Below are 22,017 nucleotides of genomic sequence, written 5' to 3'. Positions count from 1 at the left end.
CAGGAACGAACAGGGCCTTGAGCGATCAATCCTTCCGCTTTCCCCGATTTTTCGTGACGGCGCCAACGCCTTGCCCCTATTTGCCGGGCAAGACAGAGCGGAAGATATTCACCGAATTGAGGGGTCCGGGCGCGGGAGAGCTCAACGAGGCGCTCGGCCGCATCGGCTTTCGCCGCAGCCAGAACGTCGCCTATCGTCCAAGCTGCGACAATTGCCACGCCTGCGTTTCCATTCGCGTGATCACCGATGCCTTTGAGCCGAATGCGACGCAGCGGCGGTTGCTGAAGCGCAATTCCGACCTTGAGATCTCCGCCTGCAGGCCGTGGAGCACGGAAGAGCAGTTCGCGCTGATGCAGCGCTATCTCGCCGCCCGCCATCCCGCAGGAGGGATGAACGGCATGGATGCCTTCGACTATGCCGACATGGTCGAACAGACGCCGGTCACCACCTGGGTGATCGAATATCGCGAACCGTCGGTCGACGGCGTGCCCGGCGCTCTGGTCGGCGCATGCCTTACCGATCAGCAGTCCGACGGGCTGTCGATGATCTACAGCTTCTATGATCCAGAGCTTGCCAGCCGAAAGGGGCTTGGCACCTTCATCATATTGGACCATGTCCTGCGCGCGCGGGCCGCTCGGCTGCCCTATGTCTATCTGGGGTACTGGATCGATGGCTGCGACCGGATGCGATACAAGGTCCGTTTTCAGCCTGCCGAACGGTTGACAGCGGCGGGGTGGCGTCCAGTAGAGACGACCGACAATTGAGGCGGTCACGCCGGTTTCAAATATGTTCAAAGGGGCATATATGCGTTCTGTTCCCATCGGCCTGCCGCTTGTCGCCGCAGCTTTCCTGGCGGGCTGCGCCACCACACCGGGCGGGCAGCGGCTTGCCGAGCGCGACCCGCTCGAATCCTGGAACCGCAATGTCTGGGCGTTCAACCGGGGCGTCGACAATGCCCTGCTGAAACCGGGCGCGCAAACCTATAAGGCAGTCACGCCCACGGCCGCCCGGCGGGGGGTGCGCAATGTGCTGAACAACGCCGATGAGCCGCTGTCGTTCATCAACGCGCTGTTGCAGGGCAAGGTCGGCCGCGCCTTCCATACGCTGGGCCGGTTTGTGGTCAACACGACGATCGGCGTGGGCGGACTGGCGGACCATGCGTCGTCGATGGGTCTGGAAGAAAAGCCGGAAGACTTCGGGCAGACGCTTGCGACCTGGGGCGTGAATGCAGGGCCTTATGTGATGCTTCCGCTGCTCGGGCCATCGACGTTGAGGGACGCGGTCGGATTCGGAGTTGAAGTCGCGGGCGATCCGGTCGGCCTTGCCGTTAAGGAATACTCCGGTCTTTCAAGTACCCAACGTCTGGCGATTCCGGCCATGGAGGCTATCGACCTCAGGGCCCAGCTGATCGAACTGGGGGCGGACAACTTCCTCGAAACCAGCCTTGATCCCTATGCGGCGGCGCGCTCCGCCTATCTTCAGCGGCGGCAGGCGCTGATCCTCGACCAGGATGGGGCCGCCACTTCCGGCAGCGAGGGCGTGAACCCGGATGACTTTGATTTCGCTCCAGAAAATGGCACATCCGCACCGGCCGGCGCGCCCGGGGTCGATCCGGCGGATTTCGACGTCGCCCCTGCCACCGAAGGCGTTCCGCCTGCCCAGTCACCGCCCGCGCCACCGGCGTCTTCGGAAGACGGTCAGGCTGAAAACCCCGCAAAAATAGATGCTCCACAATGAATTTGATCGTTGCGTTGCCGCTCTATTCGCGTTAGCACCCGGTCCCAAGTTCGGGGGGACTTTGGCGCCCTCCCCTTATTATTGAAACGAAACCACAGACTTTTAACGGAGGGAAAATCCCATGAAGAAGACCTCGATCATCGCGGTTGCGTTCGCTGCCACCCTTGGTCTGGCCGCTTGCGGCGGCGAAACCGCCACCGAAGAAACCGTCAACGAAGCGGCTGCTGATCTGAACGCGACCGTCGACGCTGCCGAAGCCGATCTGAACGCGGCTCTCGACAACGCCGCCGACGCGACCGTTGCAGCCGAAGCTGCTGCCAACGAAGCTGAAGCTGCTGCCGACAACGCGATGTAATATCGCTTCCGGCGAACGCTTCGGCGTTCCCGGTGACAAGGAAGAGGCCGTGTCCATGTGGCGCGGCCTTTTTCTTTTTGGGGGAAGAACGACGCGTTAGAGCGGCGTGCGTCAAATCTGAACATCCGCGCCCCTCCAGATGTCTGTTCTGATTAGGTTGAAGCGCTCACCCTAAGCGTGTCGAAGGGGAGCTTGCCGAAGTCGGCGCTTCCTGCCGCTAACCCTTCGACACGCTCAGGGTGAGCGAGGTGGTTCATCCAAACCACCCAGAGTCATAGGCCACCGGTTAGGTCCGGCCGCGCATGATCCGGACTACAAACCCCGCAAGCGCGCATAAGGAAAGGGCCGGAGATCGCTCCCCGGCCCTCGCCTTTGTCGTTCGAAAATGGAAGGCCGGACTTAGAAGTCCATTCCACCCATTCCGCCCATTCCACCCATGCCGCCCGGCATGCCAGGCGAAGAGGACTTGTCTTCGGGCATTTCCGAGACTGCCGCTTCGGTGGTGATGAGCAGGCCCGCGACGGAAGCCGCGTCCTGCAGCGCAGTACGGACGACCTTGGTCGGATCGATGACGCCGGCCTTCACCAGGTCTTCATAGACTTCGGTCTGGGCGTTGAAGCCCACGTCCGAATTTTGCTGCTCCATCAGCTTGCCGGATACGACCGCGCCGTCATGGCCGGCGTTCTGGGCGATCTGGCGAACCGGGGCCTGCAGCGCACGACGGATGATGTCGATACCGCGGGTTTGGTCGTCATTGGCGCCCTTCAGGCCATCCAGCGCCCTGGTGGCATAGAGCAGCGCAGTGCCGCCGCCGGGAACGATGCCTTCCTCAACGGCCGCGCGGGTGGCGTGAAGCGCGTCGTCGACGCGATCCTTACGCTCCTTCACTTCGACTTCCGAAGCGCCGCCGACCTTGATCACCGCAACGCCGCCAGCAAGCTTGGCGAGACGCTCCTGCAGCTTTTCACGGTCATAGTCCGACGTGGTCGTCTCGATCTGCGCGCGGATCTGCTCGACCCGGCCCTTGATCCCCTCGGCGTCGCCCGAACCATCGACAAGCGTCGTATTGTCCTTGTCGATCGTGACGCGCTTGGCGCTGCCAAGCATGTTGAGCGTGACGCTTTCAAGCTTGATGCCGAGATCTTCGGAGATCATCTGCCCGCCGGTCAGGATCGCGATGTCCTCCAGCATGGCCTTGCGGCGATCGCCGAAGCCCGGAGCCTTCACCGCCGCGACCTTCAGGCCGCCGCGCAGCTTGTTGACGACCAGCGTGGCGAGAGCCTCGCCTTCGACGTCTTCGGCGATGATGAGGAGCGGACGGCCCGACTGGACGACCGCTTCCAGAACCGGAAGCATCGCCTGCAGGTTCGACAGCTTCTTCTCGTGGATGAGAATGTACGGGTCGGCGAGTTCAACGAGCATTTTCTCGGGGTTGGTGATGAAGTAGGGCGACAGATAGCCGCGGTCGAACTGCATGCCCTCGACGACATCGAGTTCAAACTCGAGGCCCTTGGCCTCCTCGACCGTGATCACGCCTTCCTTGCCGACCTTTTCCATCGCCTCGGCGATCTTTTCGCCGACAACCGTGTCGCCATTGGCCGAGATGATGCCGACCTGGGCGATCTCGTTAGAACCGGAGACGGTCTTGGAACGCGACTTCAGGTTCTCGACGACCTTGGTGACGGCCAGATCGATGCCGCGCTTCAAATCCATCGGGTTCATGCCGGCGGCAACCGACTTCATGCCTTCGCGGACAATCGCCTGAGCGAGAACGGTGGCGGTGGTGGTGCCGTCGCCCGCGATGTCGTTGGTCTTCGAGGCCACTTCGCGCACCATCTGCGCGCCCATGTTCTCGAACTTGTCCTTAAGCTCGATTTCCTTGGCGACGGTGACGCCGTCCTTGGTGATGCGCGGCGCGCCGAAGCTCTTGTCGAGCACGACGTTGCGGCCCTTGGGGCCAAGCGTCACCTTCACCGCGTCGGCGAGAATGTCGACGCCGCGCAGGATGCGCTCACGAGCGTCGCGCGAAAACTTCACGTCTTTCGCTGCCATGTTCCTTACCTCTACTTTCTGATCGGAAACTGTGTGATTGGCTGGAATCAGCCGCTATTGCCGAGCCCGAGGGCGTCAGCCGACGATGCCGAGGATGTCGCTCTCTTTCATGATGAGCAGGTCCTCGCCATTGATCTTCACTTCGGTGCCCGACCACTTGCCGAACAGAATGCGGTCGCCCGCCTTCACGTCCAGCGGGGTCACCTTGCCATCTTCGCTGCGCGCGCCCGAGCCTACGGAGACGACTTCGCCTTCCTGCGGCTTTTCCTTCGCGGAATCGGGAATGATGATGCCGCCTGCGGTCTTCTCTTCGGCTTCGACCCGGCGGACGAGAACACGGTCATGCAACGGACGAAAAGTCATGCCTCACCCTTTCTAAACCAGCAGACGGCGACCTCCCCGATCGGGAACCCATACGGGTCCGCCGCCTGCCCTCATATGCTGGTTAGCACTCAATCGTGTCGAGTGCTAACGCATCGGGCATATGGGTGACGTTCATCTGCCGTCAAGGCGAACGGAACAAAAAATCTTTGCACATTCATGGTGGCGGCGCGGGAATATCGCAGCTGCGCATTTACAGTGTCATGGCGCTGGGATAGCCACCTGAAATCGATGGCGGCCAATGGAGCCTTTTTGATGCGGCTGTTGCGTCTGATCTGGCGGATACTCGTCGGCGTCAAGGACGCTTTGGTGCTGCTGTTCATGCTCCTGTTCTTCGGCGCGCTTTACGCAGCGCTGGCCGGGCGGGCCGCGACCGTGGTGCCGAGCGAGGCGGCGCTGACGCTGGACCTCGACGGAGTGATCGTCGACCAGCCTGCCGAACAGCCGCCCCTCGCGCTGCTGTCGGGCGGCTCCAACCTCGTGCGGGAAATCCGCGTTCGCGACGTCGTGCACTCGGTCGACGCAGCGGCAAAGGACGGCCGCATCAAGGCGCTGGTGCTCGATCTGGACCGGTTCCAGGGCGCAGGGCCTGCCCATCTTCAGGTGATCGGCGAGGCGCTGAAACGGTTCCGCACGGCGGGCAAGCCCATCTACGCCTATGCCACCGCCTATATGGACCCGGGCTATTATCTTGCGTCCTACGCCAACGAGGTATGGATGGCCCCGCTTGGCGGCGTGCTGCTGACCGGCCCCGGCGGCCCCAATCTTTATTTCAAAGGGCTGATCGAAAAGCTCGCGATCAATGTCGAGGTGTTCCGCGTGGGCGCGTTCAAATCGGCGGTCGAGCCCTTTACGCGCAGCGATCAGTCGCCGGAGGCCGAGGCCGCCGCCCAGGCGCTGGTGAACACGATCTGGAGCGTTTGGAAAGGCGATGTCGCGCGCGCTCGACCGCGCGCGAAGATCGAATCCTATATCGATGCCCTGCCCCAACAGGTGGCTGCCGCGGGCGGCGATCTCGCCAAGGCGGGCGTCGCTTCGGGGCTGGTCGACAAGCTGGGCAGCCGGGCCGAGTTCGCGCGCATGGTCGCGCGGCTCGTCGGGCGGGGATCGGACAAGACGGCCGCCTCATGGTCGCACGTGAAGCTTGCCGACTATGCGAGGGTCGCCCGGCACGGCGCCGTGCAATCGGGGCCGGGCGTGGGAGTCGTCTATGTATCGGGCGAGATCGTCGACGGCGAAGCCGGGCCGGGCACTGCGGGTGGTGATACCATCGCGGGGCTGATCGAGGAGGCTCTGGCCGACAAGAACGTGAAGGCGCTGGTGGTTCGTGTCGATTCCCCCGGCGGATCGGTCATGGCGTCGGAGCGGATCAGGCTGGCGCTGATGGAAGCGCGCCGCCAGAACCTGCCGGTGGTCGCATCCATGGGCTCGGTCGCGGCCAGCGGCGGCTATTGGGTGGCGACATCGGCCGAGACGATCTACGCCCAACCCACCACCCTCACCGGATCGATCGGCGTGTTCGCAATCATCCCGACCTTCAGCGAGACCCTGGAGAAGGCCGGCATCGCGGCCGATGGCGTTCGGTCCACGCCTTATTCGGGCGAGCCCGACATTCTGCGCGGCCTGTCACCGCAGGTGAAGCAACTCCTGCAGCTTTCGGTCGAGGATATATACCGCCGCTTCCTCGCCCGCGTGGCCGTTGCCCGCAAGATGCCGACCGCGCGCGTGGACGAAATCGGGCAGGGTCGCGTCTGGGCGGGCGCAACGGCGCGCAAGCTCGGCCTGGTCGATCATATGGGCGGGCTGGACGTCGCGGTTGCCGAGGCCGCACGGCGAGCGGGGCTCGATCCCGCCAAGGCGCGCGCCATCTACATCGAGAAGTCCCCCGCCCTACCCTTTCAGATACTGGACGACCTGTTGATGGAAACCATGCCCGCCCAAAGCCGCGATCCGTGGAGCGGCCTCGTTGCTTCCAGCCGTGGCGCTCTGGTCCGCGCATTCGACGATGCCCAGGCGATCGCGAGCGGCCCGGCCATACAGATACGTTGCCTGGAATGCGGCATCGCCGGAGGCGGAAGTCAGGCGAGCAATGCCGCACTGGTTGAAAAGCTGATGCCGGTGAACATCAGATGATCGGGATTCGCCCCGCAACGGCCGAGGATGCGGCAGCAATCGCGCAGATCTACGCGCCTTATGTCGTGACCAGGTCGGTATCTTTCGAAGACAATCCGCCCTCGCCCGGCACCATAGCCGACCGGATGGAATACCGGGACGGCTTCTATCCCTGGCTGGTTGCCACCTCCAGCGACGACGGAACGGTGCTTGGCTTTGCCTATGCGACGCAGTTCCGCGAGCGTCACGCCTATCGCTTTGCGGTGGAAACCTCGGTCTATGTGGCGGGAGAGCTTCAGCGCAACGGCGTGGGCCGCATGCTGTACGAAGCGCTGATCGATACGCTGGCCGCCCAGGGCTTCACCCAGGCAATCGCGGCGATCTCGCTCCCCAACGACGCCTCGATCAAGCTGCACGAGGCGCTCGGCTTCTTTCGCGCGGGCGTCTACCGTGAAATCGGCTTCAAGCACGGCGCGTGGCGCGACGTGGGGCTCTGGCAGCGCGAGCTTGCCACAGCAGAAGTGCCCCCTCCCGAGCCGCGCAGCTTCAAGGAAGTGGGCGTCGTCCGCCTCGACTGACGGCCATCAGGCGGCGGCAGGCCAGCGCACAGGCTCCGGGCCGCTGGTCAACGCCGCCATGAACTGATCCACGCATGCGTCCCAACTGAACCGCCGGGCGTAGGCGACGCAATCCTCGGGCGCACAGCGAAGCGCCTCCGCGATTGCATCCTCAATCCTCGGCGCAACCGCGCCGACCGGGCGGGATCGACCGTCGCCGGTCCCGCACCCGTTCGGTCCCAGGACATCCAGCGGCCCCCGCACGGGGAATCCGGCCACCGGCGCCCCGCTCGCCAGCGCCTCGATCATCACCAGCCCGAAGGTGTCGGTCAGGCTCGGGAACACAAATACATCGGCGGCGGCATAGGCGGCGGCAAGTTCTTCCCCATGCAGCGCGCCAAGGAACAGCGCGTCGGGATAGCGCTGCCTCATCGCGCCGAGCGCAGGCCCGTCGCCCACCACCACCTTCGTTCCCTGAACCTTGGCCGACAGAAAGACCTCGAGGTTCTTTTCAACCGCCACCCGCCCGACCGACAGCAGGACGGGACGCGGCAGATTTGAAAGCGCTGGATGCGGCCTGCGGTCGGGACCGAATTGCGTGAAGTCCACGCCCCTCGACCATATCCGCGTGTTGCCTATCCCCTGTTCGTCCAGTTCGCGCGCGAGCGAGGGCGTCGCCACAAGCACCGCCCTAGCCCCCGAATGGAAACGGCGCAGCATCGGCCAGAAGCAGCTTGCCGGAAGACCGGTACGCAACGCCACATACTCGGGAAAGCGGGTGTGAAAGGCGGTGGTGAACGAGCGCCCGTTGCGGCCGCACCAGCGCCGCGCCGCCCAGCCCAGCGGCCCCTCGGTCGCGATATGGACGACTTCGGGCTGGAAATCGTCGATCAGCCGCGACAGCCTTTTGTAGGGCATCAGCGCGAGCCGTATTTCGGAGTAACCGGGACAGGCGGCGGTGCGGAACATGTCCGGCGTGACGGTCTGGATTTCGTGCCCCCGCGCCCGCAGCCTCTCCACCGTGGTCGACAGCGTGCGGACGACGCCGTTCACCTGCGGCGTCCAGGCGTCGGTGACAAGCGTGATCTTCATTGCGTTTTCGCCAACACAGGTTCCTCGGCAAGGCTCGTCTTGCGGCGTCTGTCGGCCCAGTCGATGATCTCCATGTGGCCATCGGCATGTTCGACAAGGGCGGTGCAACTCTCCACCCAATCGCCGTCATTGTAATAGGTGATGTCGCCGAACTGCCGGATTTCGGCGGAATGAATGTGCCCGCAGACGACCCCATCCACGTTACGCTCGGCGGCGGCGTGCGCGACCGCCTCTTCAAAGCGGCAGACATATTCGACCGCATTCTTCACCCGCTTCTTCAGATAGGCGGAAAGCGACCAATAGGGCAGGCCGAAGCGGCGACGCACGCGGTTGAAAATGACGTTGGCCTTCAGCAGCAGCTCATATGCGCGGTCGCCGAGGAAGGCGAGCCAGCGCGCATAAAGCACGATGCCGTCGAACACGTCGCCATGGACCACCAGCAAAGTGCGCCCGTCGGCGGTGACGTGAACGGCCTCGTGCTGAAGCGCCACATCCCCGAAATGCAGCCCGGCATAATCGCGGAAGGCCTCGTCGTGATTGCCGGGGACGTAGATCACATGGGTCCCGGTCTTGGCCATTTTCAGGATGCGCCGGACCACGTCATTGTGCGCGGGCGGCCAGTACCAGCCCCGTTTCAGACGCCATCCGTCGATGATGTCGCCGACGAGATAGAGCTTCTCGCACTCGACCGATTTCAGGAAATCGGACAGCAACTCCGCGTTGCAGCCGCGCGTCCCCAGATGGACATCGGAGATCCAGATCGTCCGGAACTTGAGGCGCGGCCTGACCCGCGGATCATGTTCGGACTCCGGTTCATGGAACCAGGCGGGCAGCGGATGGGACGTGGGGCGGTGGCGGCGGCCATGCCGTGCGCGGGCGAACGGCGTTGCCGGATGGGCCGAAGGCAGACTTGCCATGGCTTCTCCTGCGGAACAAACGGCTGCAAGTCAGCCATTTGCCCCCTAGCGTCCGCCAATGACCGTCGTGTTGCGCCTGAAGGTCAGGAATGTGACAGCCGCCGCCGACTCAGACCAGCGCGTCGATCGCTTTCGCAAGCGCGATGTCGCGCCGGCTGAGGCCGTTTGCGTCATGCGTGGTCAGCAATATCTCCACCCGGTTCCACACATTCGACCATTCGGGATGGTGGTCCGCCTTTTCAGCAAGCATCGCGACCCGGGTCATGAACCCGAAGGCGGCATTGAAATCCGCAAAGCGAAAGGTCCGGGTGATCGCGTCCCGCCCGGCGTCATGGTTCCACTCCGGCAGCGTGGGCAAAAGCTCATCGCGCTCGGCATCGGTCAGCTTCGGCATCCTAGCCTCCCTTCTTCAGCACCGCGAATGGGTTGTTCGCCTTTTTCTCCGCATCGGCTGCGGCTTGCGCCTCCTCCTCACTCGTCAGCAGCCGGCGATATTCGGCAAGCGCATCGTCCGGCAGCCGCGGATAGGGATCCAGCACAAGGCTGACCGTCTCGGCGGCAAGTTCCCCGATATCGACCGAATCCCCGTCCATCGGAAGGACGTCGCAATCCTCCTCCCCCAGCTCGACCTCATCCTCGCTCGCGCCGGATGAGAGCGAATGAATGGCAAAGAGCACTTCGAAAGGCTCGTCCACCTTCGCAGCCACGGGCTGGCCGGACACCACGCACTCCTGCGTCACGGCAGCGCGCACCCTGCCCTTGGCGCGCACCCCCGCCGCCTCACGGGAGACGTCGATCTCCGCCTCCAGCCGCTCGATCGCCGGAAGGGCAAAGCGCTCCGCCAGCAGGCGGCGCTCGGCGTCGTTCGCCGCAATGCTGTGCCGCCCCGGCGCGGCGCTGATCTCGTCCAGCTTCACTCGCCTGGAAAATTCGATCTCGCTCAAGCGCCCAGTTCTCCATTCAGCAATCGGTCAAGCGGCTGGCTGCGAATGGCTCCGTCCAGCGCCCGTACTTCGGAGGAAACGAACGCGAGCGCGGACGGTTCAGGCGCGTTGCCGCGATAAAGATTGCGGACCAGCGCCGCGTCCAGATCTCCCTCGCCCGCAAGCGCAGACCCATAGGCATCCATCCGGCCGCCAAGCGCACCCATCATCTTGCCGACATGCTTGCCGACGACGAAATCGCCGATGCCGATCTGGCGCAACTGCCCGTCCATGTCGTCGATGAAGCGCTCGGTCAGATCGACCGCCGCCTGACGCAGCGGCTCCCCCTCGCTGTCGAGGCGCAGAAGCACCAGCGTCATCACCAGCGCCAGCATGTCGAACCTGCCGTCCACACTGTCTTCAACGCCGCCCTCGACATACCAGCGCGGCGCGCGCGCGTGCTCCACCACCGCGCCATAGAGCCGCAGCATCGGCTGCGGCTTTGCCGGTCTGGCAAGCAGGCGTCGCCAAAGGCTCATCGCACAAGTCTCCGTCCGAACTCTGCGGCACCTTGCGGGACCGGCGCAAGGCCGGGTAATGAGGTGCTGCAAAAGGTTGCAATGCGTATGCCCGCCGTACCGATATGGCGGAGCGAAGGAAAGGATCATCAATGGCGGTTTGGGCGAAACGGGCGGCGATCACGCTCACCCTGGCGGCCGTGGCTGCGACGGCGAGCGGCTGCGCCCGCGTGCGCAACCACCAAGGCTATGTCGCCGACACCACCCTGGTCCAGTCGATACAGCCCGGCGTGGACAATCGCGATTCGGTGATGAAGACGCTTGGTCGCCCCTCTTTCGAGGCGGAGTTCGACAAGAACGCCTGGTATTATGTTTCGCGGGAAACGCGCCAATTCGGTTTCAACCGGCCCAAGCCGCGTGAGCAGATGGTGCTTGTCGTCCAGTTCGATCCGAAGGGCACGGTGAGCAACGTCGCGCGGCACGGCATGGAGGATGTCGTGGACATCGCCATGGTGCGCGACAAGACCCCCACCCTTGGCCGCAAGACCGGATTCTTCCAGGATCTGTTCGGCAACATCGGCGCGGTCGGCGCGGGCGGCGCTGGCGCTGGCGGCCCCGGTGACACGCCCTGAGCGATCCCGGTCGTTCCTGACCAACCGTTCGCCGTTCCCGGACCTGTATCGGGGAACATCGGCCTCCATAAGCCGTTTGTGCCTTGTCCCAACCGGGGACTAGGAGAAGCGCCATGGGTCAAGACCAGGAACGTCAAAACCGTTCGCAACAGGACCAGCAGCAGCCACAGCGCCAGCAAGGCATGGATCGCGAACGGCAGGATCGCCAGCAACAGCAGCAGGGTGGCCAGCAGCGCCAGCAAGGCGGGCAGGACAAGAGCCAGCAGAACCGCCAGCAACAGCAGCAAGGCGGTGACCGCCAGCGCCAGCAGGGCGGCGGATCCGGCCAAAGCGACCGGCAGGCCAACAAGCAGGATCGCGACCGCTAGCTGAACGATATTGCGACAGATCACGCCCCCGGCCCATCGCCGGGGGTTTTTTCATGCCCCGCTATGAAGACGGTGCCTCCGTTTCGTCGCTCTCCTGTTCGCGGCGTTGCTCCAGCGGCACGACAAGCCGTTCCCGAAGCATCTGCCGACGTTCCTTGTCGCTCAGCCCATTGTCGGCGGATACGGGGGCCTGCATCACGCCCCGGTCGTCCTCCGGCTCGCGCGGCGCAATCTTTTGTGCTTCCCCGCAACCGTACAGAAAAATCGCGCCGATGAAGGCGAGCCGCGCCAACATCACTCCCATGGCTTCCTTATAGGTCAGGCCGCCATGGTGAGCCATGCCCCAAAGCACATGAATACCACAAGCGTGAGGAGTCCCGCTCTTACCCTTGAAGCCTGGGCGGCCTGCTGTTAATGCGAATAGATTGCATTAACAGCAGTGATTCATCTCGTAATGACCCGTGCTACCATCCGTGCCTGGTATCTCGTCCACAAATGGACCAGCCTGATCTGCACGCTGTTCCTGCTGATGCTGTGCGTCACCGGTCTGCCGCTGATCTTTCACGATGAGATCGACGCCTTATCCGGTGAGCCGGACCGCATGTCGGTGGCGGGTCCGCCCTCCTCCAGCGACGCGTCAGGCCTGAAGCCGCTCGACGCGATGCTGGCGAAGGTACTCGCAAGCAGGCCGGGCGAGGTCCCTGTCTTCATGGCGTTCGACAACGACACGCCGCTGATGACGATCACCACCGCGCCGCGCCCCGACAGCAAGGCGGCGGAGATGACCATCCACGTCCTCAACCGCGCCACCGGTGAGACGACGGGCCGGGAGAGTGAGGAAGGCGTGATGCACTTCCTGCTCCAGCTTCACACCGACATGTTCCTGGGACTGCCCGGCATGCTGCTCCTGGGCTTGATGGGCTTCCTCTTCTTCATCGCGCTGGTGTCCGGCACCGTCCTTTACGCGCCGTTCATGCGGAAGCTGGATTTCGGCACGCTTCGGGTCAGCCGGAGCGAGAGGCTGCGCCAGATCGACTATCATAACCTGCTCGGCATCGTCGCGCTTGCCTGGATGTGCGTGGTCGGACTCAGCGGAGTGATCAACGCCGCCGCCACCCCGCTGCGCCAAATGTGGCAAATGGGCGAACTGGCCGAAATGACCCGAGCCTATGAAGGCCAGCCGCCGCTGCCGCCGTCACGCTACGGCTCGATCGACAAGGCGATGGCGCAGGTGCGCGAGGCCCGGCCCGGCAATAATCCGCAGTTCATCGCCTTCCCCGGCGGCGCGTTCAGCAGCCGGCATCATTATGCGGTGTTCCTGCAGGGCACGACCAAGCTGACCGAGCATGTGCTGACCCCGGCGCTGGTGGACGCCGAAAAGGGCGTGCTGACCGACATCCGTCAGATGCCCTGGTACATGGTTGCGCTGTCCTATTCGCAGCCGCTGCATTTCGGGGATTATGGCGCGCTGCCGCTGAAGATTCTGTGGGCCATCCTCGACATCTTCACGATCTATGTCCTCTGGACCGGCGTCCGCCTGTGGTTCGGCAAGCGCCGGACAAGTACCGACGCGCATGTCCGGGAGGTGGAGAGCGGTGGCCTGGTGGTGCCGGCCGAATGATGACGAAACCCACATGTCGCGCCCGGTCCCGTTGGGAGGTGTTCGCGGCACCGCTCATCATGGGCGTCCTGAGCCTGATCGGCCTCGTCTCCGCTCTCGCCGGTGACGGCCCGGCCGACTGGTTGTCGTGGGTGACGCTCGCCGTGCCGCTTGTGGCCGTGGGCTGGGCAATGCGCCGGCGCCGAACCTGATCACAAAGACTCCAATCCGTTTTCAGCATCCGTTCTCAGCAGGGGGAATATCCATGACGTCCATCTTCAACCGCCTGATGATCGGCGCTTCGCTCGCCGCCATCGCTCTTCCAGCCCACGCACGGGACAGCGCGGAAGACATCATCGTCACCGCGCAGAAGCAGAACCAGACTGCGGTGCTGCGTGGCGGCAGCGTCGGCGTGTTCGGCGACAAGGCAGCCGAGGACACGCCGTTCAGCATCAAGACCTACAATGAGGCGCTGATCCTCAACCAGCAACCACAGACGCTGGGCCAGGTGCTGGAAAACGACCCGTCGGTCCGCACCACGCTGGGCTTTGGTATCGCGGGCGAACTGTTCGTCATTCGCGGCTTTGCCCTGTCCGGCGATGATGTCGGCTTTGGTGGCCTGTACGGCATCGCCCCGCGCCAGCTTGTCGCGCCCGAACTCGCCCAGTCGGTCCAGGTGCTGAACGGCGCCAGCGCCTTCATCAACGGCGCGGCCCCGGGGGGTACGGGAATCGGCGGCAGCGTCAATCTGATGCCCAAGCGCGCCGATAGCCAGGACCTCAATCGCCTGACCGTCAGCTACACCGGGCCCGAGCATGTAGGCGGCGCATTCGACGTCAGCCGCCGGTTCGGAACGAATGGCGAATGGGGCGTGCGCATCAACGGCACGGCGCGCCAAGGAGACGTGGCGATCGACGACGAATTCCGCAGCTCCTATGTGCTGGGCGGCGCGTTCGACTATAACAGCGGTCCGCTTCGACTGGCGCTCGACGTCGTCTATCAGCGCGTGAAGGTGCGGCACCAACGCCCGAAGCTGGTTATCGGCGACGCCATTCCCGCCGTCCCCGGAGCCTCGACCAATTACGGCCAGCCCTGGCAATACACGACGCTTCGCGACATCTTCGGCCAGTTCCGGGCAGAATATGACATTACCGACAACGCGATGATCTATGCGGCATTCGGCGCGCGCGACGGTTCGGAACGCGGCTTCTATCAGACCATCCGGCTGACTGACGCGGTGACGGGCACCGCCACGGCGCAGGGATCCTATATTCCCCGTACCGACAACAACGAAGCGGCGACCGCGGGCATGCGGGTCAAGCTGGCGTCCAGCATCTGGACCCACGAGATCAACTTCGGCGGATCGATCAACTGGCTGGTCAACCGCAACGCCTATCAATTCTATGCGGCCTCAACGATGCTGACCAATATTTACGATCCGGTCGCCGTTCCCCGGCCGGATATCGGCACCTTTGCGGGCGGCGACATCGACGACCCCTTCCCGATCACCCGCCAGAAGCTGAGCAGCCTGTTCGTCTCCGACACCATCGGATTCTGGAATGACCGCGTGCTGATCACCGGCGGCATTCGCCTGCAAGAGATCGGCAGCAAATCCTACGCGGCGAACGCAACAGGCGCGATCCCCGCCGGTGGCCTGACCGGCAAATATAGCAAGGACGCCGTGACTCCGGTCTTTGGGCTGGTGGTCAAGCCCGCCCAGGGCGTGTCGCTCTACGCCAACCGGGTGGAAGGGCTCGTCCCCGGCGCGACCGCCGCGGCCACCGCGAACGCGGGCAACGGCGTGCTCCCGGTCAGCAACGCCGGCCAGGTGCTTTCGCCCTTCGTTTCCACCCAGTATGAATTCGGCGGCAAGCTGTCGCTGGGCAAGCTCAATGCGGGTCTGGCTTTCTTCCAGATCGATCGCGACATTGCGATCTATACGCCCGACGGCGGACGTTCGGGCTTTCTGGTTTATGGTCCGTTCGGTGTGCAGCGCCACCGCGGCATTGAGCTTAGCGTCGATGCCGAACCGGTGGACGGCCTGCGCATCATTGCCGGCGGGTCGATCATCCACGCCAAGCTGCGCAAGACCCAGGGCGGCGTCAATCAGGGCAACAAGCCGACCGGTGTGCCCGAATATATGCTCAACGCCAATGTCGAATGGGATGTACCTTTCCTTCGGGCGCTCACCCTGACAGGCCGGGTCGTGAACACCGGCAAGCAGGCCGCGAACCTGACCAACACGCTGTTTCTGCCCAGCTGGACCCGGCTCGACCTTGGCGTTCGCTATGTCGCGGTGGTCGGCGACAGACCGCTCACCCTGCGCGCCGGTGTCGATAATGTCGCCAACAAGCGTTACTGGGCGTCGGCGTTCGACAGCTTCCGTCCGGACCTGCAACAGGGCGCGCCACGTACGTTCAAGGCGTCAGCCTCGATCGACTTCTGATTGATGGAAAGGGCCGGACGCCCATGGGAGTCCGGCCAACCCTTCGCTACCGGATCGAAGCGTGAAATTCGGTTTGAGGACGAGAGGGGCCAGGTGATCCCGTTTTCCGCCCTCCCCGAGGGCGTGCCCCAAAGCCGCGGCAGAGAAGAACCGCCCGCGCGGTCAGCAGCTTGGGAGAAATGAGAGTCTCTGCCGGTGCAGTCACCGCGCGAGCCTCTGAAAAATGGCAGAAAACCGTCGTTGGTGTGCGCCGGCTCCGGACCATTCACCGACGTATAACAGAGACTTAGTCGTTGGTGACGCGGGCAGTCCGGTGCGAACCCTTCTCTGGCTGATTTTCCCTGTTCCGTGGTAATTTACAGGGAATCGGCGACTTTTCAGGCCTGTTCAGCCCTGCGGTTTTCCTCCAGAAATGGCAGAATTCCGCCATTCAGCGCGCCAATTCCCTGCGCGCGGAACAGGGAATTTCAAAAGCGGGAACAGGGAATGCGTGCGCGGTGAGCAGCGAATTCGGCTTGTATGAGCAGGGAAGGAAAGCGTCGACGCGATCAGCCGATGCTATGGGCTAGAATTCGTCCTCGTCGCGTTCGGCCTGTAGGAGGACGAGGGCATAGCCGTCGCCCTGGCCAAGCACCTGCTCGTTTAGGCTGAGCACGCGCTCAGCATCGCGCTCCGAAAGCCAGACGGTCGGATCAATCTCTTCGACCTGCGAGAATATGCCCGGCGCTGGTTTCAGTTCCGCGGCCAGGCTGTCCTTCGGGAGCCGGCCGTCCCAATCGGGCAGCCATGGAAAGTCCTGGTGCCGGTAGCGGCGGACTATGCGCCCGCGGTGCGCTAGCACAATGGCGACCGGCTCGCGGTGCGAGTCGACCCAGGAACGCGCCATGGCTTCCTTGCTCACTCCGAACGCGCGCGCCATCGCGACAATGCTTTCCAGCGATGAGTCCGACTGGCGCATGCGCGCCCTGACCTCGCCGGGTGGCATCAGCAGGTGCGCAGCGAAGCGGTTCGCTTCAGCCTCGACGCGCTTGCGCCGGTCGCGGTCCTTTGGATCGAGGAGATGGAGGTCCGAGAGCGCGCATTCGAACGAAGCGCCACCCGAGGGCCGGTGCGCCGGAATCAGGAAGTGCCCCAACTCGTGCGCGATCGAATAGCGTCGGCGCGCGTCCGATCTGCCCTTCGCCACCAGGATCGCACCGCTGGCCTTCAGTTCATCCATGATGAGGGCGGCTTCGAACCCGTCGGTCTCAAGCGCGCCGATCGACTGGATGTCGAACTGCATGCAGAGCTGCTCGACAGGCACTCTGGGCGGAAGTCCCGGCTCCAGCTCGTGGATCTTCGCCGCGAGAGCGGCGGGCGAGCCGAGCCCGTCGAGATCGAGCCGGCCGATCCTCAATTCGTTCCCTTGTCCCGGCGCCGCTTCATCTGTTCCATCAACGCCGCGATCGTCTCGCGATCCCGTTCGTCCAGCTTCTTGAGGTCGCGGAACATGGCGACCATCGCCGGGTCCTCGTCCGACGCGTCGGGGTTCTCGCCGACGAGATCGGCGACGCGAACGCGGAAGATCTCCGCCAGCTTCAGGACGACTTCCATCGACGGGTTTTCCGAAAGTCCCTTTTCGAGATTCCACACATGCGCCTTGGAGATACCGACCTGGTCGGCCACATCCTGCAGTGACAGGCGATTGGCGATGCGCAGCTCGTGGAGCCGTCTGGCAAAGCTCACAAAGGACCTCGTTCAACTGATTGGGACGGGATCATACACAGAGGATTGACAAGCGCAAGCGTTCAATCCACTATTATGGTCCTGTTCACCGACGAGGGGGATCTGCCATGGGGTCACAGCATCTGGTCGAGCGGGAGATCGAATCCCTGCGGCCCTATGCGGGCAACGCGCGCACGCATTCGAAAAGACAGATCAAGCAGATCGCCGCCTCGATCGAGCGATTCGGCTTCACCAATCCGGTGCTTGTATCGGACGATGGCGACATAATCGCGGGTCATGGACGGGTCGAGGCGGCGCGGCTCCTCGGCATGAAGCGCATCCCGACGCTGGCGCTTTCGCATCTCTCGGCGGCCGAGCGTCGCGCCTATGTCCTTGCCGACAACAAGCTCGCGCTCAATGCCGGCTGGGACAAGGAGATCCTCGCGATCGAGCTCCAGGCGCTGGTCGATCTGGAGTTCGACGTCGAACTCACCGGCTTCAGCCTGGCGGAGATCGACCTCGTGCTCGACGAGGCCGGAGAAGCCGACCCGGACGGCAGCGACGCCGCCGAGGACCTGGTGCCTGATATTGACGGCCAGCCTATCGGGCGGATGGGCAACCTCTGGTTGCTGGGCCGGCATCGGCTGTTTTGCGGCGACACCAGGAGTGCTGCCGACATGGACCGGCTGATGGGGGGCGAACGGGCCGATCTGGTGTTCACCGATCCGCCGTACAACGTCGCAATTGACGGCAATGTCTGCGGCCTCGGATCGGTCCGGCATCGCGAGTTCGCTTTTGCGAGCGGAGAGATGAGCAAGCCGCAGTTTACCGGATTCCTTGCCGAGACGCTCGGCAATATCGGCCGCGTCATGCGCGACGGCGCGATCGCCTTTATCTGCATGGACTGGCGCCATATGGGCGAGCTGCTTGCCGCCGGCGAGAGCGCATTCACCGAGCTCAAGAACCTTGTCGTCTGGAACAAGACCAATGGCGGCATGAGTGCCTTTTACCGCTCCAAGCATGAGCTGGTCTTTGTCTTCAAGCAGGGCACGGCCGCGCACACCAACAGCTTTGGTCTGGGCGAGACCGGTCGCTATCGCACCAATGTCTGGGATTATGCCGGCATCAGCTCGATCGGCGGGATGCGCGCCGAGGAACTGGCGATGCACCCAACCGTCAAGCCGGTCGCGCTCATCGCCGACGCAATCCGGGATTGCTCACGCCGCGGGGAGATCGTTCTCGACGGCTTCGGCGGCTCGGGTTCGACGCTGATCGCAGCCGAGAAAACCGGACGCTCGGCACGGCTGATCGAATATGATCCCGCCTATTGCGACACCATCATCCGTCGCTGGCAGACCTATACCGGCAAAGACGCGATCCTCGAAGCGAAAGGCGCACCCTTCGATGATGTCGCTGACGAGCGCTTGGGGCGCGATCTGGAGGCGGCCGAATGAGCAAGGCTGCCGGGACGCCGGCGCGCGATACGCGCGACGAGAAACACAGCGACAATCTCCCTGCCCCTTATGAGGTCGGCTACGGCAAGCCGCCGGCCGAGCACCGGTTCCGCAAAGGGCAGTCGGGCAATGCCGGGGGGCGGCCGAAGGGCGCGAAGAACAGGGTGCCAAGGGGTCAGGGGCTCGACTTCGGCACCCAGCCGGCCAACCAGATGCTGCTGGAAGAGGCCTATCGTACGGTTTCCATTCGCGAGGGCGACAAGGTCATCGAGCTTCCGGTGATCAAGGCCGTGTTCCGCTCGATGGGCGTTTCGGCGATGAAGGGCAACCGGCTCGCCCAGACGACCATGGCCGAGCTGGTGCGCGGGATCGAAGAGGAGGACCGCCAGCTTCGATCCAGCTATTTTGACACAGCCTGCGAGTACAAGACCGGCTGGGAGCAGGCGATCGAGCAGGCGCGCAGGCACGGCCTGCCCGAGCCGACGCCGGTCCCCCATCCCGATGACGTCATCCTCGACATACGGCGGGCCGAAGTGCGGTACGAAGGCCCCATCACGCTCGAGGAGAAGAAACGCTGGGATCGCATGCTGGAGTTTCGCGACGAACAGCAGGAGGAGGTCTCCTATTTCGCAAATGGATACCGTGATGCGAAGAAGGCCAAAGCCGATCCCGACCTGCTCGAGGCCCTGGAAGGCCATTGGAAGCGGTCTGTCGCGCTCTATGACCGGATCAATGATCCCCTGCCCGACAGATACCGCAAGCGGCTCGAGAACCGATTCTACCACGGCATCATCGACGCGGAGGATGAAAAGTGACCGATCGCAACGTCAAGCTGCCCACATGGGTCAAGCGCGAAGTCGAGCGTGCTGAGGGGGACCGCGTCGTCATTGCTGCGGTCCTCACCATCACTACGCAAGAGGTTGGGAGGTACAGCGCCCTTGGTCTGCGCGCCGCCGATGGCAGGATCATCACTGGCGATCCTGCACCTCCCCCTCCTTCCGGCGGTCGCTACGCCCGGCGCAACATCAATGGCTGGGAAGACAAGCGCACCGATCGACCCAAGCAAAAACGCGAAATCTCGCACTGGGCCCCGAGCTGGAACAGCGGCAGTCATCATCTCGTGAGCCGCGAAATCCATGCCTATCCGGTCGACCATCACCCCGCGAAACTGCTGACCATCTCGGCCAGCGTTCTTGAAGATCTGGCCGACGGCGCGCTGGTTCGGTTCCGGGCCGATCAGCCATTGGAGAAGAAGGCCGAATCCTTCGCCTCCGATCTCCTGTTCAACCTTCGATTGCTCCGGGAAGCTGTCGGTGACGCTCACGTCTTTGATGCCGACCTGAGCGACGAAGCGTTCGCACGGATTCAACATGTCGACTGGGAACTACTGCCCCAAGGCTCGGCAGACCGGGTCTTGGCGCGTCTCGCCGCCCGAAAAGGGGCGGATCCGGAACGCCTGAAGGTGGCGGACGAACGGCTCCGGGAGCTCGACCGACTCGGCAACAACGGCTTCATCCTGGGCACCGGCAGGTTCGCGCGCTACTTCGGCGCCAAGTTCGGAGACCGCCTGATCGCACTCGAAAATCTCGAATACGGCAATGCGCTCTATGCCTTTGAGGAGGACTGGGAGCAGCTCACCCAGCCCAGCCGCACCGAACTGATCAGGAGACGCGATCCCTCTGTCCATCGCATACCTCATGTACCCGGTTGGCAATCAGCCATCCGCAAGCTTGTCCGGGCACGATGACTGCTTTGCGCCCTCGTCCTTGTGCATGCAGGCCAGCATTTATCTGCAACGTCAGGAAAGACATCGCGGAGCCCGTAGGGCGTAGCGGATAGGCCATTGCTTATGCAATTCAGCGGCGATGTCCCATTGGGGTCTGTGAGGTTGAGGGGGTTGTTGAGGGCATAGGCATAAAGGTTGATGCCACCCTCAAAACCGATCGGATCGACTTGCAGGAACCGGCCCCACGCTGGCGAGTAGGTTCGCGCGCATGTAGGTAAAGCCGCTGGGCTGGCTCGCCGCCACCGCCTCCGGGATCGATGCGGCTGGCGGTGTAGCGGAAGGTGCCGGTGGTATTGGTGCTGTTCTCGCCATAGGGCAGGTAAGCAGTCTTGACCGGCGTCGTCGCGTTGGAGGTGAGCGTCGCAAGACCGAGCCCTGGATGTCGGGGATCAGCGTCGTGCAAGTCGCAGCCGCGACGTTCATCTGCGAGAGCACGTCGTTGGACCCGGCGCCATAGGCAGACCAGCGCTGCACCGCGCCTGAGGCGCCGTCATACTCCAGCACCTCGCGATTATCGGCGTCGGTGAAGTAGAGCGTCGTCGTGCCGCTTGCGGTCTTGCTCTTGCGCCGTCCTTGCGCGTCGAAGGCATAGCTGCCCAAGGTGGTCGCGCCCTGCTTGACCGAGGTCAGCCGCCCTCGACGTCATAGCCATAAGTCAGCGTCCCGTCGAACGTCAGATGGCGTCCTCACGGGATAATCAAATGTGTATGTATAGCGCACATTGCCATTTCCCTGCGGGCTGCCAATCGAGTTTGTAATTGTTGATCCCACCAGATCATAGATACTCGTTACGTTCCTTAAATATTCCAAAAAATCGACTGGTGTTTGGAAAAGGGAACCAAGCATGCTGAGTAAATATGTGCGCGTAGCTTGTGGTGGTCATTTGGATAATGCGCTGGTGCGTTACCTCTCTGCTTACAAGTATGAAATCTGGATTTTCGGCATCATCGCGTTGGTTAGTGGAATTGCCTATGTTCCCTAGCGGCGAGGTCCCATTGGGATCGGTAAGGTTGAGAGGGTTGTTGAGGGCATAGGCATACCAGCGCTGGATCGCACCGGTCGTCCCCATCATACTCCAGCACCTCGCGGTTGTCGGCATCGGTGACGTAGATCGTCGTCGTGCCCGAAGCGCTCTTGCTCTTGCGGCGGCCCTGCGCGTCGAAGGCATAGCTGCCGAGCGTGATCGCGCCCTGCTTGACCGAGGTCAGCCGCCCCTCGACGTCATAGCCATAGGTCAGCGTCCCGTCGAACGTCAGATTACCGTTGGCGTCATAGGTCGGGCTCGCCCCGCCCACCGCGCTGTACTGGTTGAGATTGTTCGCCGTGTAGCTGGTCGTGCCGGAGCCCGATGGATAGACCAGCCAGCTGTTGTCATTCGCCGCC

General features: G+C 63.5%; 26 protein-coding genes. 13 read left to right on the top strand and 13 right to left on the bottom strand.

Annotated elements, in window-relative coordinates:
* Nucleotides 1–17 precede the first annotated feature (17 nt).
* The 3 genes from BSL82_RS00745 (at nucleotide 18) to BSL82_RS00735 (ending at nucleotide 2,092) form a co-directional block, all read left to right on the top strand.
* Entirely contained in the window at nucleotides 18–764 is a 747-nt protein-coding gene (locus BSL82_RS00745) for an arginyltransferase (RefSeq protein WP_072595586.1), read from the top strand.
* Nucleotides 765–804: 40 nt separating this feature from the next.
* Nucleotides 805–1,737, top strand: coding sequence for an MlaA family lipoprotein (locus tag BSL82_RS00740; RefSeq protein WP_072598523.1), 933 nt, complete (start codon nucleotides 805–807; stop codon nucleotides 1,735–1,737).
* Between the two features lie 121 nt (nucleotides 1,738–1,858).
* Nucleotides 1,859–2,092: a hypothetical protein gene (locus tag BSL82_RS00735; RefSeq protein WP_072595585.1), complete on the top strand. Its 234-nt coding sequence runs from the start codon at nucleotides 1,859–1,861 to the stop codon at nucleotides 2,090–2,092.
* Nucleotides 2,093–2,491: 399 nt separating this feature from the next.
* On the opposite strand, the gene groL is transcribed toward BSL82_RS00735, so the two are convergent.
* Both groL and groES read right to left on the bottom strand, forming a co-directional pair.
* Nucleotides 2,492–4,144, bottom strand: coding sequence for a chaperonin GroEL (gene groL, locus BSL82_RS00730; protein WP_072595584.1), 1,653 nt, complete (start codon nucleotides 4,142–4,144; stop codon nucleotides 2,492–2,494).
* 75 nt (nucleotides 4,145–4,219) lie between these two features.
* The gene (gene groES / locus BSL82_RS00725) at nucleotides 4,220–4,507 is read right to left on the bottom strand and encodes a co-chaperone GroES (RefSeq protein ID WP_072595583.1); all 288 of its coding nucleotides are present in this window, start codon (nucleotides 4,505–4,507) and stop codon (nucleotides 4,220–4,222) included.
* Nucleotides 4,508–4,780: 273 nt separating this feature from the next.
* Between groES and sppA the strand changes: the two genes are divergently transcribed.
* Both sppA and BSL82_RS00715 read left to right on the top strand, forming a co-directional pair.
* Complete coding sequence (gene sppA / locus BSL82_RS00720; RefSeq protein ID WP_072598522.1) at nucleotides 4,781–6,658, top strand: signal peptide peptidase SppA; 1,878 nt, start codon at nucleotides 4,781–4,783, stop codon at nucleotides 6,656–6,658.
* On the top strand, nucleotides 6,655–7,215 hold the full coding sequence (locus BSL82_RS00715; protein WP_072595582.1) for a GNAT family N-acetyltransferase: 561 nt from the start codon (nucleotides 6,655–6,657) through the stop codon (nucleotides 7,213–7,215). The genes sppA and BSL82_RS00715 overlap by 4 nt, the downstream gene beginning before the upstream one ends.
* Before the next feature lie 6 nt (nucleotides 7,216–7,221).
* Here BSL82_RS00715 and BSL82_RS00710 read toward each other — a convergent pair whose 3' ends face one another.
* From BSL82_RS00710 to BSL82_RS00690, 5 genes are all read right to left on the bottom strand, one after another.
* A complete protein-coding gene (locus BSL82_RS00710) occupies nucleotides 7,222–8,286 on the bottom strand; it encodes a glycosyltransferase family 4 protein (protein ID WP_072595581.1) in 1,065 nt (354 codons plus the stop codon).
* Nucleotides 8,283–9,203 carry a UDP-2,3-diacylglucosamine diphosphatase gene (locus tag BSL82_RS00705; RefSeq protein WP_083578962.1) on the bottom strand — a complete coding sequence of 307 codons (921 nt, stop codon included), beginning with the start codon at nucleotides 9,201–9,203 and terminating at the stop codon, nucleotides 8,283–8,285. Before BSL82_RS00705 ends, BSL82_RS00710 begins: the two co-directional genes overlap by 4 nt.
* 109 nt (nucleotides 9,204–9,312) lie before the next feature.
* Nucleotides 9,313–9,597 (bottom strand): 4a-hydroxytetrahydrobiopterin dehydratase, encoded by a 285-nt coding sequence (locus tag BSL82_RS00700; protein ID WP_072595580.1) that lies wholly within the window; start codon nucleotides 9,595–9,597, stop codon nucleotides 9,313–9,315.
* 1 nt (nucleotide 9,598) lies between these two features.
* Nucleotides 9,599–10,147: a YceD family protein gene (locus BSL82_RS00695; RefSeq protein WP_072595579.1), complete on the bottom strand. Its 549-nt coding sequence runs from the start codon at nucleotides 10,145–10,147 to the stop codon at nucleotides 9,599–9,601.
* The gene (locus tag BSL82_RS00690) at nucleotides 10,144–10,665 is read right to left on the bottom strand and encodes a ubiquinol-cytochrome C chaperone family protein (protein ID WP_072595578.1); all 522 of its coding nucleotides are present in this window, start codon (nucleotides 10,663–10,665) and stop codon (nucleotides 10,144–10,146) included. The genes BSL82_RS00695 and BSL82_RS00690 overlap by 4 nt, the downstream gene beginning before the upstream one ends.
* A 131-nt stretch (nucleotides 10,666–10,796) precedes the next feature.
* Between BSL82_RS00690 and BSL82_RS00685 the strand changes: the two genes are divergently transcribed.
* Nucleotides 10,797–11,276, top strand: a complete 480-nt coding sequence (locus tag BSL82_RS00685) for an outer membrane protein assembly factor BamE (RefSeq protein ID WP_072595577.1) — start codon at nucleotides 10,797–10,799, stop codon at nucleotides 11,274–11,276.
* A 113-nt stretch (nucleotides 11,277–11,389) separates the two neighbouring features.
* Entirely contained in the window at nucleotides 11,390–11,644 is a 255-nt protein-coding gene (locus tag BSL82_RS00680; RefSeq protein WP_072595576.1) for a hypothetical protein, read from the top strand.
* A gap of 61 nt (nucleotides 11,645–11,705) precedes the next feature.
* Here the strand turns inward: BSL82_RS00680 and BSL82_RS00675 are convergent, their stop codons facing one another.
* Entirely contained in the window at nucleotides 11,706–11,984 is a 279-nt protein-coding gene (locus BSL82_RS00675) for a hypothetical protein (protein ID WP_072595575.1), read from the bottom strand.
* Nucleotides 11,985–12,083: 99 nt separating this feature from the next.
* Here BSL82_RS00675 and BSL82_RS00670 point away from each other — a divergent pair, with 99 nt between their 5' ends.
* Genes BSL82_RS00670 through BSL82_RS00660 form a run of 3 tightly spaced genes read left to right on the top strand, consistent with a single transcriptional unit; the run spans nucleotide 12,084 to nucleotide 15,690 of the window.
* Nucleotides 12,084–13,265, top strand: a complete 1,182-nt coding sequence (locus BSL82_RS00670) for a PepSY-associated TM helix domain-containing protein (protein ID WP_226998534.1) — start codon at nucleotides 12,084–12,086, stop codon at nucleotides 13,263–13,265.
* Nucleotides 13,262–13,456, top strand: a complete 195-nt coding sequence (locus BSL82_RS00665) for a hypothetical protein (RefSeq protein ID WP_072595573.1) — start codon at nucleotides 13,262–13,264, stop codon at nucleotides 13,454–13,456. The genes BSL82_RS00670 and BSL82_RS00665 overlap by 4 nt, the downstream gene beginning before the upstream one ends.
* A gap of 53 nt (nucleotides 13,457–13,509) precedes the next feature.
* Entirely contained in the window at nucleotides 13,510–15,690 is a 2,181-nt protein-coding gene (locus BSL82_RS00660) for a TonB-dependent receptor (RefSeq protein ID WP_072595572.1), read from the top strand.
* A gap of 565 nt (nucleotides 15,691–16,255) precedes the next feature.
* Here the strand turns inward: BSL82_RS00660 and BSL82_RS00655 are convergent.
* Together BSL82_RS00655 and BSL82_RS00650 are read right to left on the bottom strand one after the other, a co-directional pair.
* Nucleotides 16,256–17,086: an ImmA/IrrE family metallo-endopeptidase gene (locus tag BSL82_RS00655; RefSeq protein WP_072595571.1), complete on the bottom strand. Its 831-nt coding sequence runs from the start codon at nucleotides 17,084–17,086 to the stop codon at nucleotides 16,256–16,258.
* Entirely contained in the window at nucleotides 17,083–17,415 is a 333-nt protein-coding gene (locus BSL82_RS00650; RefSeq protein WP_072595570.1) for a helix-turn-helix domain-containing protein, read from the bottom strand. Before BSL82_RS00650 ends, BSL82_RS00655 begins: the two co-directional genes overlap by 4 nt.
* 107 nt (nucleotides 17,416–17,522) lie before the next feature.
* Between BSL82_RS00650 and BSL82_RS00645 the strand changes: the two genes are divergently transcribed.
* Genes BSL82_RS00645 through BSL82_RS00635 form a run of 3 tightly spaced genes read left to right on the top strand, consistent with a single transcriptional unit; the run spans nucleotide 17,523 to nucleotide 20,595 of the window.
* Complete coding sequence (locus BSL82_RS00645; RefSeq protein ID WP_072595569.1) at nucleotides 17,523–18,848, top strand: site-specific DNA-methyltransferase; 1,326 nt, start codon at nucleotides 17,523–17,525, stop codon at nucleotides 18,846–18,848.
* Entirely contained in the window at nucleotides 18,845–19,663 is an 819-nt protein-coding gene (locus BSL82_RS00640; RefSeq protein ID WP_072595568.1) for a DUF5681 domain-containing protein, read from the top strand. Before BSL82_RS00645 ends, BSL82_RS00640 begins: the two co-directional genes overlap by 4 nt.
* Nucleotides 19,660–20,595, top strand: a complete 936-nt coding sequence (locus BSL82_RS00635) for a hypothetical protein (RefSeq protein WP_072595567.1) — start codon at nucleotides 19,660–19,662, stop codon at nucleotides 20,593–20,595. Before BSL82_RS00640 ends, BSL82_RS00635 begins: the two co-directional genes overlap by 4 nt.
* On the opposite strand, the gene BSL82_RS21655 is transcribed toward BSL82_RS00635, so the two are convergent.
* The 3 genes from BSL82_RS21655 to BSL82_RS00625 form a co-directional block, all read right to left on the bottom strand.
* Complete coding sequence (locus BSL82_RS21655) at nucleotides 20,544–20,792, bottom strand: RHS repeat-associated core domain-containing protein (RefSeq protein ID WP_226998716.1); 249 nt, start codon at nucleotides 20,790–20,792, stop codon at nucleotides 20,544–20,546. The genes BSL82_RS00635 and BSL82_RS21655 overlap by 52 nt on opposite strands.
* Nucleotides 20,782–21,234 carry a hypothetical protein gene (locus BSL82_RS20180; protein WP_158010584.1) on the bottom strand — a complete coding sequence of 151 codons (453 nt, stop codon included), beginning with the start codon at nucleotides 21,232–21,234 and terminating at the stop codon, nucleotides 20,782–20,784. The genes BSL82_RS21655 and BSL82_RS20180 overlap by 11 nt, the downstream gene beginning before the upstream one ends.
* 356 nt (nucleotides 21,235–21,590) lie before the next feature.
* The gene (locus BSL82_RS00625; protein ID WP_072595566.1) at nucleotides 21,591–21,929 is read right to left on the bottom strand and encodes a hypothetical protein; all 339 of its coding nucleotides are present in this window, start codon (nucleotides 21,927–21,929) and stop codon (nucleotides 21,591–21,593) included.
* Between the last annotated feature and the right edge of the window lie 88 nt (nucleotides 21,930–22,017).

Source organism: Tardibacter chloracetimidivorans (genome assembly GCF_001890385.1).
In the GTDB taxonomy this organism is placed as follows: domain Bacteria; phylum Pseudomonadota; class Alphaproteobacteria; order Sphingomonadales; family Sphingomonadaceae; genus Tardibacter; species Tardibacter chloracetimidivorans.
The sequence above is the reverse complement of the archived record's forward strand: the minus strand, read 5'-3'. Positions and strand labels throughout refer to the sequence as shown.

Bases quoted from the DNA above. Each gene is read 5' to 3' on its own strand.
- groL (WP_072595584.1), bottom strand. From the start codon at position 4,144: ATGGCAGCGAAAGACGTGAAGTTTTCGCGCGACGCTCGTGAGCGCATC.
- BSL82_RS00645 (WP_072595569.1), top strand. From the start codon at position 17,523: ATGGGGTCACAGCATCTGGTCGAGCGGGAGATCGAATCCCTGCGGCCC.
- BSL82_RS00665 (WP_072595573.1), top strand. From the start codon at position 13,262: ATGATGACGAAACCCACATGTCGCGCCCGGTCCCGTTGGGAGGTGTTC.
- BSL82_RS00735 (WP_072595585.1), top strand. From the start codon at position 1,859: ATGAAGAAGACCTCGATCATCGCGGTTGCGTTCGCTGCCACCCTTGGT.
- BSL82_RS00685 (WP_072595577.1), top strand. From the start codon at position 10,797: ATGGCGGTTTGGGCGAAACGGGCGGCGATCACGCTCACCCTGGCGGCC.
- BSL82_RS00640 (WP_072595568.1), top strand. From the start codon at position 18,845: ATGAGCAAGGCTGCCGGGACGCCGGCGCGCGATACGCGCGACGAGAAA.
- BSL82_RS00715 (WP_072595582.1), top strand. From the start codon at position 6,655: ATGATCGGGATTCGCCCCGCAACGGCCGAGGATGCGGCAGCAATCGCG.
- BSL82_RS00690 (WP_072595578.1), bottom strand. From the start codon at position 10,665: ATGAGCCTTTGGCGACGCCTGCTTGCCAGACCGGCAAAGCCGCAGCCG.
- BSL82_RS00740 (WP_072598523.1), top strand. From the start codon at position 805: ATGCGTTCTGTTCCCATCGGCCTGCCGCTTGTCGCCGCAGCTTTCCTG.
- groES (WP_072595583.1), bottom strand. From the start codon at position 4,507: ATGACTTTTCGTCCGTTGCATGACCGTGTTCTCGTCCGCCGGGTCGAA.
- BSL82_RS00710 (WP_072595581.1), bottom strand. From the start codon at position 8,286: ATGAAGATCACGCTTGTCACCGACGCCTGGACGCCGCAGGTGAACGGC.
- sppA (WP_072598522.1), top strand. From the start codon at position 4,781: ATGCGGCTGTTGCGTCTGATCTGGCGGATACTCGTCGGCGTCAAGGAC.
- BSL82_RS00680 (WP_072595576.1), top strand. From the start codon at position 11,390: ATGGGTCAAGACCAGGAACGTCAAAACCGTTCGCAACAGGACCAGCAG.
- BSL82_RS00675 (WP_072595575.1), bottom strand. From the start codon at position 11,984: ATGGCTCACCATGGCGGCCTGACCTATAAGGAAGCCATGGGAGTGATG.
- BSL82_RS00660 (WP_072595572.1), top strand. From the start codon at position 13,510: ATGACGTCCATCTTCAACCGCCTGATGATCGGCGCTTCGCTCGCCGCC.
- BSL82_RS00705 (WP_083578962.1), bottom strand. From the start codon at position 9,203: ATGGCAAGTCTGCCTTCGGCCCATCCGGCAACGCCGTTCGCCCGCGCA.
- BSL82_RS00700 (WP_072595580.1), bottom strand. From the start codon at position 9,597: ATGCCGAAGCTGACCGATGCCGAGCGCGATGAGCTTTTGCCCACGCTG.